Genomic DNA, 13045 nt, shown 5'->3' with positions numbered 1-13045 from the left:
CTGAAAGAATCCTGCCATGGTGCACCGAGTCGTAGTCCTGGCCCTGGAAGGCGTCTACCCCTTCGAACTGACCATCCCGGTACGCATCTTCGGTACGGCCGAAGGCCCGGACGGCGAGCCGCTCTACGAGGTCGTCACCTGCAGCCTGGACGGCGCCCCGGTGACCACGAGCGCCGACTTCACCATCACCGTCGCCCACGGCAGCGAAGCCCTGCGCACCGCCGACACCCTGGTCATCCCCCCGTTCACCTGCGGCGTCGACGGGTCCCGCGAGTGGCTGCCCGCCGAACTGGCCGCCGCCCTCGCCCTGCTCCCGCCCCACGCCCGCATCGTCTCGATCTGCACGGCCTCGTACGTACTCGCGGCCGCGGGCCTCCTCGACGGCCGGCGCGCCACCACCCACTGGAACGAGGCGAGGAACTTCCAGGAGGCCTTCCCCCAGGTCGAGGTCGACGAGAACGTCCTCTTCGTCGACGACGGCCAGGTCCTCACCGCGGCCGGCGTCGCCGCCGGGGTCGACCTGTGCCTGCACCTCCTGCGCCGCGACCACGGCAGCGAGGTCGCCAACCGGGTGGCCCGGCTGTGCGTGGTCCCGCCGTGGCGGGAGGGCGGCCAGGCCCAGTACATCGAACGCCCCATGCCGGAACCGGAAGCCGCCACCACGGCCGCGACCCGCGCCTGGGCCCTGCGCCACCTGGACGAGCCGTTGTCCCTCGCGCAGTTGGCGGAGCACGCCCGCATGAGCGTGCGCACCTTCTGCCGCCGCTTCGCCGAGGAGGTCGGCACGCCCCCGGGCCAGTGGCTGGCCCAGCGCCGCGTCGACCACGCCCGCCGCCTCCTGGAAACCACCGCCCTCCCGGTGGACCGGATCGCCGCCGAATCGGGCTTCGGCACCTCGGCGTCCCTCCGCCAACACCTGTCGGCCACCCTGGGCACGTCCCCGACGGCCTACCGCCGCGCCTTCAGGACGACGACGCCCTGACTGCCCGACCACCCGGGCCGCCCGTCGTCCGAGACCCCGGGAGTCGTGTCCAGACCGGGGCACACCTGCTGCTCGTCCCCGTGTGGGGAACTGACAGCGGGGCCGGGATCACCCGCTCGTGAGCCGGCCACGGGCGGGGGAGGCCTCTTCGAGCGCCTGCGAGTTCGTCGGCCTGCTCGGTCTGGCCCAGCTGCCGTTCCGCGACGGCCGCGCCGAGGCGGGAGGCGAGGCCGCCGCCGAGGTCCTCGATCTCGTCGGCCCAGCCGTCCTTGCCGACCGGCGGCCCGCGTCAGCGGCCGGTCAGGGGCAAGGGCAGGCGCAGGGGCGGGTCGGCCAGGACGGCGTGGCGGGCGTCGAGGCGGCTGAGGCACCAGCCCAGGGTGCTGCCGTAGATCAGGTGGCCGGCCAGGCTGACGGCCAGGGTGGCCGGGGTCAGGCGGAACAGCAGCAGCTGGCCGTGCGGGACCAGGAGGACCGTGGCGATGAGGCCGGACCACACGAAGACGCCGTACGCGAGCCCGCACACCACCAGCCGGCGCCGGATGCCGGCCACCAGGCAGAACAGGGCGAAGGCCACGCCGATCCCGCCGCCGTCACCGATGTAGCGCCACGCGTAGCCGACCGCGGCGTTCGGCCGGTCGGAGGCCGTGATCCACTGGCCGAGCCTCGGGATGAAGTCGGGCCAGCCCCCAGGTGGATGACCGGCAACCGCAGCATGTCGTACGCGGTGACCGCGACCGGCCCGCCGAGGAATCCGGAGCGGGCCGCCCGCGCCACCGGGCTGCTGCGCCACAGCAGGAGCAGGGCGGCGGCCCAGAACGGGACGATCACGACGTCCGCAGCGGTGGCAGGACGATCAGCCCGCCCAGGGCCAGGGGGATGGCCAGCACCGGCAGCGCGGCCGTGCCGAACAGGAAGCACAGCAGGACGATCTGTGCCGCCGTGGTGCGCACGCGCGCACGGGCACGCCCCGGGGCGAGAGGTCTGGTCGGGCTGATGGGCATGGACGCGTCCAATGCCGAGGGGCGAGCCACCGGCTCGTGCGGGGGCTGACGAAGGCCGAGCCCACCCGGCGGCCGACGGCCCTGCCGGGGTCAGCGGTCGCACCGTCGCTCCCACGGCTCGTGGAGCGACCCTTCACTCCCATCCATAGGCGTACGTGGCGGAGCGCGACAGGTGCGCTCACGCGTCGTAGCGGCAGCATGACCGCAGGGGGCGACGGGCAGTGGCCCGTCGCCCCCTGCGCCGTGCGCGAGGGACGGGTCAGCCCTTGCTGACCGCCGTCAGGATCTCCGGGAGCTTGCGGAAGACCGCCGGGGCCGCCAGGCGCAGGCCCGCCCAGGTGGCGAGGCAGCCCCAGGCGATGCCGATCGGGAGGGCGAGCAGGGTCAGGACGCCGGGGTCGTCCGCCAGGCCGATGTACACGGTCAGGGCGATGACCGGGGAGCAGATCACCGCGGACGAGAGCATGCCGCAGGCGATGCCCAGCCAGGCCAGGCCCGCCTGCCCCGGGGCGACGTTCTTGAACGCGCCCTCCGACGGGATGGAGTACGCGAAGTGCGCCGAGACCAGCGCGCCCGTGCACAGCATCGAGCCGAGCAGCGCCAGCCCCAGGCCCATCGCCGTCGGGAAGGCGGACCAGTTGCCCACCAGGGCTGCGGTGACGACCGTGACGAGGATCGTGTACGGGACGGTGACCAGCGCCAGCGCGGCGGCGCGGGCCCGCAGTTCCGCGTACGCGTCGCGCGTCGAGGAGATGGTCTGGGCGACCATCCAGAAGGCGGAGGTGTCCTGCCCGAACTGGTTGTACATCTGTACGCCGAGCATCCCCGCGCCGAAGCAGGCCAGGTAGACCGATCCGGTGCCCTGGAGGGCGTTGAAGACGGGGACGATCAGGCCGATCGCCAGCGAGGACACCCAGGCCGACTTCGTCTTCGGGTCGCGCACGGCGTAGCGCAGCGTGCGCTGCATGACCGCGCCGGTGCGTCCGCCCGGCAGGAGGGACCAGAAGCCGCCGGCGGCGCCGCGGTCCTTCTCCGGCTTCGCGGCCGCGAGGGTCGAGCCGTCCGGGGTGACCATCAGGCTGGTCAGGCTGCGCTCCCAGAACCACAGGAGGGCGGCCAGGGCGGCCAGGGTGAGGGCGAGCTGGGCCGTGGCGATGCCGTACGCGCCCTCGCTGACGGAGTCCACCATGCCGACGGCGGTCGCCGGCGGCAGCCAGCGCACGACCGCCTCGACCGGCTCCAGCGAGGTCAGGCCGCCCTGCTGGAACAGGCGCTGGCTGCCGAAGTTGACGAGCTGGGCGCCTATCGCGATCAGCAGGCCGCTCAGCACCGCGAGGTCGCGTCCCTTGCGGCTGGACAGCAGCCGTACGTTCGCCGTGGCCACGGCGCGGGCCAGGGCCACGCAGCCCAGCAGCAGGAGCGGGGCGCCCACCACGGCGGCCGCGATGCCCGCCGGGCCGTGCGCCACCGCGGCCACCGAGCCGGCGGCGATGCAGAGCGTGAACAGCGGGCCGGTGCCGATCAGCGAGGAGGCCAGCAGGGCCCGTACGAGCGGACGCGGGCGCAGCGGCAGCATCACCAGCCGGCTCGGGTCGAGGGTCTCGTCGCCGGTCGGGAAGAACAGCGGCATCACGGTCCAGCCGAGCGCGAGGATCGCGGCCAGCAGGACGACGACGGTCCCGGCGTGGACGTGGCCGTGCAGCATCGCCAGGCAGAGCGTGACGAAGAGGGAGAACAGCAGCGAGATCACCAGGCTGGTGATCCACACGGCCTTGCGCTTCGACGAGCCCTTGAGGCCGTTGCGCATCAGGGACAGCTTGAGGCGGACGAACAGCGAGGTCAGGGAGGCCCCGGAGGCGCCGGTCGCGGCGGTGGCGGTGGCGGTGGCGTTGGTCGAGGTGGCGGCGGTGCTGCTCATCGTGCGCCGCCGAGCCAGTCGAGGGAGTCGCCGGAGGCCTGTTCGCGGGCGCCGACGAGTTCGAGGAAGGCGGCCTGGAGGGAGGGCGCGGAGCCCCGTACGTCGGCCAGCGGGCCGGCGGCGCGGATCTGGCCGGCGGCCATGACGGCCACCCAGTCGCAGAGCGATTCGACGAGCTCCATGACGTGGGAGGAGAAGACCACGGTCGCACCGGACGCGGTGTAACGTTCCAGCACCCCGCGGATGGTCTGCGCCGACACCGGGTCCACGCCCTCGAACGGCTCGTCCAGGAAGAGGACTTCGGGGTTGTGCAGCAGTGCGGCGGCGAGGCCGATCTTCTTGCGCATGCCCGTCGAGTAGTCGACGACCAGCTTGTGCTGGGAGCCCGCGAGGTCGAGGACGTCCAGCAGCTGCGTGGCCCGCTTGTCGGTCTCCTCGCCCGGCAGTCCGCGCATCCGGCCCATGTAGCCGAGGAGTTCACGCCCGGAGAGGCGCTCGAACATCCGCAGGCCCTCGGGCAGGACGCCGATGCGGGTCTTCACCTCGACCGGGTCGGCCCACACGTCGTGTCCGGCGACGACCACCCGGCCCATGTCCGGGCGCAGCAGCCCCGTCACCATGGACAGCGTGGTCGTCTTCCCGGCGCCGTTCGGGCCGACGAGCCCGATGAAGCGTCCGGCCGGCAGCTCCAGGTCGATGCCCGCCACGGCCACCTGCTCGCCGAAGCGCTTCCACAGCCCCTCCACCCGCACGGCGGCCGCGGGCTGCGCGGATCGCGCGCCTCCGCCCGTCCCGCCGTCCGTACCGCCCGCCGCATAACCCTGGTCCGGCATGCGCCTGCCTCTCGTTCTGTTCCCCGTGGTCGTACTTTCCTCACCATAGGAGGAGGGGAAGAGGCATCAGCAGTTACGAATGTCATGAACTTGCAGACACGTATGTCAGTTGGAGGGAGTCAGGCCGAGGGAGCCATCCGGAGCAGGTGATCCCGAACCGGTCATCCCGAGCGGGTCATCCCTTGCGGCGGTTGCGGGCCGCGGCCGCTTCGCTGCCGCAGGCGTACGCGATGGCGTCGATCAGCTCCTCGGTGTCCGGCAGCCACCGGTTCGCCGGGGTGGGCTTGCGCGCCCACTGCACCGGGCCCTTGCCGCCGAAGCGGGTCGGCGGCGCGGCGACGTACTGGCCCTCGCCCCGCGTGACCAGGTCGATGGCGTGCGGCAGCCAGCCCAGCTTGCGCACCAGGTCCGGCACCTTCGCCCCGGCGCCCGGCAGTACGAAGAACAGCATCCGGTGGTCGGGGGTCAGCGCGACCGGCCCCAGCGTCCGCTCGTGGCGCTCCAGCCGCGCCAGCGCCAGGAACCCGGCGGAGTCGGGTACGTCGAGCGCGTCGAAGGTGCGGCCCGTCGGCATCAGGATCGAGGCGCCGGGGTGCTTGCCCCAGATGCGCCGCACGCCCACCGCGCTGCCCGAGGCCAGCGAGGCCCAGTCCTTGACCGCCGGGTGGGCGCCGGGCGCCGGGCAGTCGGCCACCCCGCACGAGCACACCTCCCGGCCGTCGCCGGGCTCCAGCCACGTGCCGGCGAAGACGTCCCAGTGGCGTTCTTCCACGTACCGCACGGCGTGGTCCAGCAGCTGATCCCCGCGCTGCTGGGGGATGGGCGCGGTCTCCGTGACTGTGATGGTCTCTTCCACGCCCATCACAACTCCCGGGGTCACGGCGGGTTACGGGGGTAAACCAGCCGGTGGGCGCTGCATCGATCCTGCATACGGGGCGCACGGGTGCACGTGCGGGGGCGCGTGGGAGGGCGGGGCGCGGTCGGTGGGTAACGACACGTCGCAGAGCGGAAGATTCTCGGCACTTCAGGCGGGAAGTGATCATTCGAACGATCACCCGCGGCCTCAGGGGGTTTTCATGGCAGCCAGGCCTCTCGTAGCGCGCCAGCCGAACGAACGACTGCAGGCGCTCATCCAGGAAGCCGGGTGCTCCAACGCCGGGCTCGCACGGCGCGTCAACATGTGCGGGGCCGAGCACGGCCTCGACCTCCGCTACGACAAGACCTCGGTCGCCCGCTGGCTGCGCGGTCAGCAGCCGCGCGGCCGGGCGCCCGGCATCATCGCCGAGGCCCTCGGCCGCAAGCTGGGCCGGACCGTCACCATCGACGAGATCGGCATGGCCAACGGGAAGAACCTCGCCTCCGGCGTGGGCCTGCAGTTCTCCCCGACCGTCGTCGGCGCCATCGAGCAGGTCTGCGAGCTGTGGCGCAGCGACGTGGGGCGCCGCGACTTCCTCTCCGGGTCGAGCGTGGCGGCCTCCGCCCTGGTCGAGCCGAGCCGGGACTGGCTGATCACCGGTGCCGACCCGCAGGTGGCGCGCAGCGGCGGTGCGCGGGTGGGGATGTCGGACGTGGAGGCGGTACGGGCGACCACCGAGGCCCTGACCGACCTGGACCACCGCTTCGGCAGCGGGCACGTGCGGCCGGTGGTGGTGCACTACCTCAACTCCGTGGTGTCGGGGCTGATCGCGGGCTCGTACCGGGAGCCGGTCGGTCGGGCCCTGTTCGCGGCGGTGGCCCGGCTCACGGAGCTGGCCGGCTACATGGCGGTGGACACCGGTCAGCCGGGTCTGGCCCAGCGCTACTACATCCAGGCCCTGCGGATGGCCCAGGCGGCCGGCGACCGCGCGTACGGGGGCTACGTACTGGCCGCGTCGATGAGCCACCTCGCCGCCGAGCTGGGCAATCCGCGGGAGATCGCGCAGCTGGCGCGGGCCGCGCAGGAGGGCACGCGCGGGCAGGTCACCCCGCGGGTGGAGGCGATGTTCTACGCGGCCGAGGCGCGCGGGCACGCGCTGCTGGGCGACGCGCGGGCCACGGCGGTGCTGTCGGGGCGGGCCGTGACGGCGCTGGAGCGGGCCGAGCCGGAGTCCGGCGACGACCCGGTGTGGATCCGCCACTTCGACCAGGCCTACCTGGCGGACGAGTTGGCGCACTGCCACCGGGACCTCGGGCAGGCGGACGCGGCGGGCAGGCGCGCCGAGGAGGCCCTGCGCGACCTGCCCGCGTCGAAGGCGCGCCGCCGGGCCATCGGGCTGCTGCTGCTGGCGGCCTCGCAGGTGCAGCAGCGGGAGGTGGAGCAGGCCTGTCAGACGGCGACGAAGGCCGCCGAACTGCTGGGCTCGCTGCGCTCGCGCCGGGGTGCGGAGTACCTGGACGACTTCCGGGCGCGGCTGGAGCCGTACCGGGAGGAACCGGCCGTCCGGGAGTTCGGGGCGAGGCTGGAGGTTCAGGCGGCCTGACGTGGGCGCGGCGTGACCGGGTAGCGTGACTCGACGGTTCCGTGGGTTCGGACCGGTCGGAGAAGGCAGAAGGAGTCCCGGTGACGGAGAACGGACAAGGGGGCGTCCCCCAGCCCGGGACGCCGCATCAGGCACAGCCGGTGCCGGATCCCGGCTACCCGCAGCAGCCGGGGCCGCCGGCCGGCGAGGCGTGGGGCACGCCCCCGGCGTACGGGTATCCGCCCGGGCAGGACCCGCAGGGGGCGCCGGCTCCGCAGCAGTACTCGGAGCCGTACGGGTCCCCGTACGAACCGCCGCCGCAGCCCGGGGAGCCCGCGTACGGGTACCCGCCGCCGGCCGGCCACGTCGTCGGCCCGGGCTTCGAGGGTCCGGGGGACCCGCACGGCTACGGCTACCCGCCGCTGCCGGACGCGGCGACGCAGTACATTCCGCCGGTCCGGGGGGCGGAGCACGACCAGGCGACGCAGTACATCGCCCCGGTGCAGGCGGCCCCGCACGATCAGGCGACGCAGTACATTGCCCCGGTGCAGGCGGCCCCGCACGATCAGGCGACGCAGTACATCGCCCCGGTGCAGGCGGCCCCCCACGACCAGGCGACGCAGTACATCCCGCCGGTGCAGGCGGCCCCGCACGATCAGGCGACGCAGTACATCGCCCCGGTGCAGGCGGCCCCCCACGACCAGGCGACGCAGTACATCCCGCCGGTGCCCGCCGCCGGGCTGCACGAGCAGGCGACGCAGCACATCGCCCAGGTCCCGGCCGCCGCGGGCGAGGCGGCGACCCAGTACATCCCGCCGGTCCCGGCGGGTCCCGCGGCTCCGCACGAGCAGGCGACCCAGTACATCCCGCCCGTCCCCGGCGGCGCGGCCCCGGCGGCGGGCGCCGCCGAGGGCTTCGACGCGCTGTTCCGCGCCGAGGGCGACGCCGATGCCGCCGGGCACACCCAGCAGCTGCCGCCGGTCCAGGACCCGGGACCCCGCCGGACCCCGCCCCCCGCGCCGCCGCGGCAGTACGGGCCGCGCCGGACCCAGCAGCCGCAGCAGCCCCCGCAGCCCCAGCCGCAGCAGCAGTACGCACCCCCGCCGCCGCCCGCGCCGTCCGGGCGCCGGATCCCGCCCGCCGTCATCGCGGCGTCGGTGTTCGGGCTGGTCGTGGCCGGGCTCGGGGTGGGCGCCCTGCTCAGCGACGGCAAGGCCCAGAACACCGACCCGGGCGCCGTGGCCCCCGCCGCCAGCGGCTCCGCGAACTCGGGCGCGGCCCCGGGCGGCGAGGCGGTGGACCCGGCCCGGCCGCAGGCCGTCCAGCTCGACAAGCTGCTCGCGGACGCCAGCGACAGCCGGACCACGGTGATCAAGGCCGTGGACGACATCAAGGACTGCAAGAACCTGGGCCAGGCGGCCCAGGACCTGCGCGCGGCCGCCCAGCAGCGCGAGGGGCTGGTCACCCGGCTCCAGGAGCTCAAGATCGACCTGCTCCCGAACAACGCCCGTCTCTCGGCGAGCCTGACCAAGGCGTGGAAGGCCTCCGCGGACGCCGACAACAGCTACGCGGACTGGGCGGAGGACGCCGGCCACGACAAGGGCGGCTGCAAGGACGGCAAGGCCAAGGTGACGGACGACGCCCAGGACGGCAACAAGTCCAGCGCCGAGGCCACCAAGGCCAAGGAGTCGGCGGCGACCATGTGGAACGCGATCGCCGCCAAGTACGGCCTCACGAAGCGGGACAGGACCCAGCTGTGACGGACGCGGCCTAGGCCGAGCGGGGGGCCTGCTCCAGGGTCGGCGTCATGTCGAGGTTCTGCTCGCCGAGCTGGGCGACCAGGCGGCCCGACTGGACGGTCTGGAAGCTGACCCGGCCGTTGACCAGGCGCGGGAACCCGGCGACGGCGCGCATGTCCTGGTAACGCCAGCTGAGGTCGGGGGTGAGGTTGCCGGTCTGGACGCCCGGGGACTGGTTGAGGGCCCGGGTCAGTTTGCGGGCGGTGATCTCCTCGTCGCTCTTGAACCGCTGGACGATCTGGTTGAGGACGCTGTACGCGATCCAGGTGGTCTGGGCCCCGCTGTCGTCGGGGTCCACGGTGTCGTCGCCGAAGGCCTGCTCGGTGATCACCTTGCGCATCGGCGCCCACAGGGGGTCGGTGGACACGGGGTACCAGCTGGTGACGTAGGCGCCCTCGAAGGGGCTCTCCTTGCCGCCGGTGCGGTCCACCAGGGCCTGGCTGATGCTGCCCAGGACGGAGGAGATCTGCGTCTTGCGCTGGGTGTCGAAGCGGCGGAAGGCGTCGAAGAAGATCTCGGTGCGCTCGCCGAGGACGGCCGTCACGCAGCTCTTGTCCTTGGCGGTGTCGGCGGCCGCGGCCTTCGCGGGCTTGGGGTCCTTGGGGTCCTTGGCCGGCGAGGGGGGAGGGGCGGAAGGCGTGGCCGGGGCCGTGGCGGGGGCCGTGGCCGTGGTGGCACCCGGGGTCGTGCCGGGTGTGGCACCCGGGGTCGTGTCGGGTGTGGCGGCCGGGGTCGTCGGGGTGCCGGTCAGCGCCTCGCGGGCCTGCGGCTTGAAGTCGGCGGAGTCCTCGGCCGCCCGGATGTCGGAGGCCTCCGGCATGCTGTTGGCCCTGAGCCCCGCGTTCAGCAGGACCGGCATGGTGTCACCCGCGAGGGTGTCGGGGCGGACGAGGGAGACCTGGGAGCAGGCCTTGCCGAGCTGGTGGCCGGCCCCGGCGAGCAGTGCGGGCTGGCCGCCGTTGACCGGGTAGGACAGGGTGCTCTGGAATTCCTCGGCGGACACCCCGTACCCGCCGATGAACGGGATGCCCTCGGCTTCCAGCGGGGCCATGAAGGCGCGCCCGTGCTGGCTGTAGGAGCCGACGACGGCGACGGCCTTCTCGGTGATGGCCTTGCGGGCGCAGTCGGCGGCGCCGGTGGCGGTGTTCTTCTCGTTGCAGGTGATCACGCGCAGCTTGCGGCCCTTCATGCCGCCGTTGGCGTTCACCCAGCGCTCGTAGGCCTTGGCCATGCCCGGCATTCCGGGCATGTTGGTCGCCTTGGTCCCGATGGGTGCGAAGGTCATGACCGTGAGGGAGTCCCCGGAGCCCCCCGAGCCACCGGGGACCACCCCGCACGCTGTGGTGAGACACGCACCCGTCACCGTGGCAATAAGCAGGCGGGACAGGGCAGTTGCGCGTCGGTGATTGGTCATGTCCACCGACCCTTCCGCCCCGCGGGTAACTCGGCGATGAGATGGACACAACAAACGGTGACGTCGAGGTGAATTGCGGGGGAGCGGTCACCCACAGGTGCTTCAAGATCGCACCAGTCGGGAACGTACGATCGAAAGCGTGACATTCGCCCAAGGTTCGAAGAACTCTTCCCGCCGCGGCGGCCGCTCCTCCACCATGGGCGGCATGCCCCTCAACGACATGCCGTGGTGGCGCTGGCGCGGAAACGTGCGCTCGGCGCTGCACATGCTCTCCGACCCGGTGTTCCAGCAGGACGTCTGGCTGGCGGGCGCCGAAGGCTACGGCGACGTCACCGACGCCGTGTACCGGCTCGTCGAGGACACCTGGCTCGACAGCTGGTCCGCCGACAAGTACGTCGGCACGATCTTCCGCGACGCGCAGGAGGCGGCCCTGGTCGACCACGCCGTGCTGCGGGTGCTGCGGATCCTGCACCAGGTCGGTCCCGACGCGCACGTGTCCGCGTACCTCGGCCACCAGGACTGGCCCGAGGCGGTCAGGGCGGCGCGCGAGGCGCACGTACGGATGTCGACGGCGGACGGGGAGGACCCGGACGACCGCCCGAGCTCGGTCGACGAGCTGAAAACGCTGACCCGCGTGGTGTGAAAGGCTGTGCCGTCATGAGCGCAGACCCACAGTCCCAGGCCCAGGCCCAGTACGTCCTGACCGTCTCCTGCCCCGACAAGCAGGGCATCGTGCACGCCGTGTCGAGCTACCTCTTCATGACCGGCTGCAACATCGTGGACAGTCAGCAGTTCGGAGACCGGGAGACCGGGCTCTTCTTCATGCGGGTGCACTTCGAGGCCGAGCCCGCTGTGACGGTGGAGAAGCTGCGCGCCAGCTTCGCCGCGATCGGCGACTCCTTCCGGATGGACTGGCAGATCCACCGCTCCGACGAGCGGATGCGGATCGTGCTGATGGTGTCGAAGTTCGGGCACTGCCTCAACGACCTGCTGTTCCGGTCCCGGATCGGTGCGCTGCCGGTGGAGATCGCGGCGGTGGTCTCGAACCACACCGACTTCGCCGAGCTGGTCGGCTCCTACGACGTCCCCTTCGTGCACATCCCGGTCACCAAGGACACCAAGGCCGAGGCGGAGGCGCAGCTCCTGGAGCTGGTGCGTGAGCAGAACGTCGAGCTGGTCGTCCTCGCGCGCTACATGCAGGTGCTGTCGGACACCCTGTGCAAGGAGCTGAGCGGGCGGATCATCAACATCCACCACTCCTTCCTGCCGAGCTTCAAGGGCGCGAAGCCGTACCACCAGGCGCACGCGCGCGGTGTGAAGCTGATCGGTGCCACCGCCCACTACGTGACGGCCGACCTCGACGAGGGCCCGATCATCGAGCAGGAGGTCGAGCGGGTCGGCCACGAGGTCACCCCGGACCAGCTGGTCGCCATCGGCCGCGACGTGGAGTGCCAGGCGCTGGCGCGGGCCGTGAAGTGGCACAGCGAGCACCGCGTACTGCTGAACGGCTCCCGGACCGTCGTCTTCGCGTAGCCGGGGACGGGGCACGCCCCGGGCGGCGTGCCCCCGGTGCCCTACTGGGCGGCGACCCAGCCGCCCAGCCCGTTCTTCCGGGTCTGCCCGGCCAGGCGCATGGCGTCGGTGGAGCCCAGCAGTTCGGGCGGCAGGTAGCCGGAGCGGATGCCGAGCTCCCACCGGTGCGTCTGGACGGCGAGGGCGGCCAGGGTGAGCGGTCCGAGCGGCAGCAGGGTCCGGGGCGCGGGGTCGGCCTCGGCCGCCGCGTTCTCGCGGTGGGCGGTGAGCCGGTCCGCGAGGGCCGCCTCGAAGGCCGCCCGGTCGTCGTCGAGGAGTACGCGCAGCAGCCGCTGGTCCGCGGTGAGCGGGCCGGCGGCGTCCAGGGCGGCGGCCGCCGCGGTGCGCGTGGCGGCGTCCGGCTTGCACAGGGGCACGGTCGGCCAGCCGCTGGGCAGATGGCTTGCCTTCTGGGTGAGGTAGCCGCACAGGGCGTCCATCGCGGCGAGGTCCCCGGGCTCCGAGTGCGAGGTGTGGGGCGAGTACGGCACCCCGTCGCGGACAGCGGGCGCGTAGTCGTTGCGCAGCAGCAGGCCGGTCACCTTCTGCCAGTCCCACACCAGGCCGCTGACCACGGTGGTCTCGAAGGCGTCGAGCCAGGTCCGGGCGTCGGGGGCCGTGGTGACGGCGCTCCCGAAGTCGAGGTCGTCGCTGCTGAGCGTCTCGCCGATCAGCGGGAGCGGCACCTCCTGGTCGCCGTCGGGGAAACAGCCGACACCGAGGGCGCCGAGGGCGCACTGCGCGGCGGTGTGCAGCGCGGTGCGGGCCTCCTCGCCGAGCCGTCCGCCTTCCGTGGTGCGGGCGGCGACGTGGTCGAGGATCTCCTCGGACAGGCTCCGCAGCCGCTCGGGGGACGGGTCGGATTCCAGGCGGCCGTGGCGCATCCAGGTCCGCAGGACGATGTCGTGGAGGGCCCGGGCCGTCCGCTCTTCCCCCGCCGAGTGCCGTGCCACTTCCCGTACGTCCTGCATGCCGAGCCGCCTCCCGTGATCGTTCCGGCTGGTCGCGGCACGCTATCAGCGCGCTCGGACAGTGCCCGGGGTGGCGGGGTGACGGCCCCGGGCTGTCTGCCGGTCAGGTGTCGG

Annotated in this window: 12 protein-coding genes and 1 pseudogene; 5 read left to right on the top strand and 8 right to left on the bottom strand. The window is 73.1% G+C overall.

What is annotated here, in order from left to right; translation table 11 throughout:
* Positions 1 to 16: 16 nt before the first annotated feature.
* Entirely contained in the window at positions 17 to 982 is a 966-nt protein-coding gene (locus ACZ597_RS26375; protein ID WP_471334790.1) for a GlxA family transcriptional regulator, read from the top strand.
* Here ACZ597_RS26375 and ACZ597_RS26370 read toward each other — a convergent pair.
* The 6 genes and pseudogenes from ACZ597_RS26370 to ACZ597_RS26345 form a co-directional block, all read right to left on the bottom strand.
* A pseudogene (locus ACZ597_RS26370) lies at positions 963 to 1247 on the bottom strand (putative T7SS-secreted protein); the annotation flags it as partial. The gene ACZ597_RS26375 and the pseudogene ACZ597_RS26370 overlap by 20 nt on opposite strands.
* A 24-nt stretch (positions 1248 to 1271) precedes the next feature.
* Positions 1272 to 1775: a DUF6789 family protein gene (locus ACZ597_RS26365; protein WP_471334787.1), complete on the bottom strand. Its 504-nt coding sequence runs from the start codon at positions 1773 to 1775 to the stop codon at positions 1272 to 1274.
* 34 nt (positions 1776 to 1809) lie between these two features.
* Positions 1810 to 1986 carry a hypothetical protein gene (locus tag ACZ597_RS26360; protein WP_471334785.1) on the bottom strand — a complete coding sequence of 59 codons (177 nt, stop codon included), beginning with the start codon at positions 1984 to 1986 and terminating at the stop codon, positions 1810 to 1812.
* A 259-nt stretch (positions 1987 to 2245) separates the two neighbouring features.
* The gene (locus ACZ597_RS26355; RefSeq protein ID WP_471334782.1) at positions 2246 to 3904 is read right to left on the bottom strand and encodes a transporter; all 1659 of its coding nucleotides are present in this window, start codon (positions 3902 to 3904) and stop codon (positions 2246 to 2248) included.
* Complete coding sequence (locus tag ACZ597_RS26350) at positions 3901 to 4737, bottom strand: ABC transporter ATP-binding protein (RefSeq protein WP_471334779.1); 837 nt, start codon at positions 4735 to 4737, stop codon at positions 3901 to 3903. Before ACZ597_RS26350 ends, ACZ597_RS26355 begins: the two co-directional genes overlap by 4 nt.
* Positions 4738 to 4912: 175 nt before the next feature.
* Complete coding sequence (locus ACZ597_RS26345; protein ID WP_471334778.1) at positions 4913 to 5599, bottom strand: bifunctional DNA primase/polymerase; 687 nt, start codon at positions 5597 to 5599, stop codon at positions 4913 to 4915.
* A gap of 214 nt (positions 5600 to 5813) precedes the next feature.
* Between ACZ597_RS26345 and ACZ597_RS26340 the strand changes: the two genes are divergently transcribed.
* A complete protein-coding gene (locus ACZ597_RS26340; RefSeq protein ID WP_471334775.1) occupies positions 5814 to 7196 on the top strand; it encodes a transcriptional regulator in 1383 nt (460 codons plus the stop codon).
* Positions 7197 to 7276: 80 nt separating this feature from the next.
* Complete coding sequence (locus ACZ597_RS26335) at positions 7277 to 8935, top strand: hypothetical protein (RefSeq protein WP_471334772.1); 1659 nt, start codon at positions 7277 to 7279, stop codon at positions 8933 to 8935.
* A 10-nt stretch (positions 8936 to 8945) separates the two neighbouring features.
* Here ACZ597_RS26335 and ACZ597_RS26330 read toward each other — a convergent pair whose 3' ends face one another.
* Positions 8946 to 10388 carry an ABC transporter substrate-binding protein gene (locus ACZ597_RS26330; protein ID WP_471334771.1) on the bottom strand — a complete coding sequence of 481 codons (1443 nt, stop codon included), beginning with the start codon at positions 10386 to 10388 and terminating at the stop codon, positions 8946 to 8948.
* Positions 10389 to 10584: 196 nt separating this feature from the next.
* Between ACZ597_RS26330 and ACZ597_RS26325 the strand changes: the two genes are divergently transcribed.
* Both ACZ597_RS26325 and purU read left to right on the top strand, forming a co-directional pair.
* Complete coding sequence (locus ACZ597_RS26325; protein ID WP_471335178.1) at positions 10585 to 11031, top strand: SCO4402 family protein; 447 nt, start codon at positions 10585 to 10587, stop codon at positions 11029 to 11031.
* Positions 11032 to 11045: 14 nt separating this feature from the next.
* Positions 11046 to 11921 carry a formyltetrahydrofolate deformylase gene (gene purU, locus ACZ597_RS26320; protein ID WP_471334769.1) on the top strand — a complete coding sequence of 292 codons (876 nt, stop codon included), beginning with the start codon at positions 11046 to 11048 and terminating at the stop codon, positions 11919 to 11921.
* 41 nt (positions 11922 to 11962) lie between these two features.
* Here purU and ACZ597_RS26315 read toward each other — a convergent pair whose 3' ends face one another.
* Positions 11963 to 12931 (bottom strand): immunity 49 family protein, encoded by a 969-nt coding sequence (locus tag ACZ597_RS26315; RefSeq protein WP_471334766.1) that lies wholly within the window; start codon positions 12929 to 12931, stop codon positions 11963 to 11965.
* Positions 12932 to 13045: the final 114 nt, after the last annotated feature.

This window comes from Streptomyces sp. NPDC040718, from assembly GCF_055593565.1.
The sequence above is the reverse complement of the archived record's forward strand: the minus strand, read 5'-3'. Positions and strand labels throughout refer to the sequence as shown.

What these genes read in the sequence shown, in the direction of transcription:
- ACZ597_RS26375 (WP_471334790.1), top strand. Translation starts at nt 17, where the DNA reads ATGGTGCACCGAGTCGTAGTCCTGGCCCTGGAAGGCGTCTACCCCTTC.
- ACZ597_RS26360 (WP_471334785.1), bottom strand. Translation starts at nt 1,986, where the DNA reads ATGCCCATCAGCCCGACCAGACCTCTCGCCCCGGGGCGTGCCCGTGCG.
- ACZ597_RS26355 (WP_471334782.1), bottom strand. Translation starts at nt 3,904, where the DNA reads ATGAGCAGCACCGCCGCCACCTCGACCAACGCCACCGCCACCGCCACC.
- ACZ597_RS26350 (WP_471334779.1), bottom strand. Translation starts at nt 4,737, where the DNA reads ATGCCGGACCAGGGTTATGCGGCGGGCGGTACGGACGGCGGGACGGGC.
- ACZ597_RS26345 (WP_471334778.1), bottom strand. Translation starts at nt 5,599, where the DNA reads ATGGGCGTGGAAGAGACCATCACAGTCACGGAGACCGCGCCCATCCCC.
- ACZ597_RS26340 (WP_471334775.1), top strand. Translation starts at nt 5,814, where the DNA reads ATGGCAGCCAGGCCTCTCGTAGCGCGCCAGCCGAACGAACGACTGCAG.
- ACZ597_RS26330 (WP_471334771.1), bottom strand. Translation starts at nt 10,388, where the DNA reads ATGACCAATCACCGACGCGCAACTGCCCTGTCCCGCCTGCTTATTGCC.
- ACZ597_RS26325 (WP_471335178.1), top strand. Translation starts at nt 10,585, where the DNA reads ATGGGCGGCATGCCCCTCAACGACATGCCGTGGTGGCGCTGGCGCGGA.
- purU (WP_471334769.1), top strand. Translation starts at nt 11,046, where the DNA reads ATGAGCGCAGACCCACAGTCCCAGGCCCAGGCCCAGTACGTCCTGACC.
- ACZ597_RS26315 (WP_471334766.1), bottom strand. Translation starts at nt 12,931, where the DNA reads ATGCAGGACGTACGGGAAGTGGCACGGCACTCGGCGGGGGAAGAGCGG.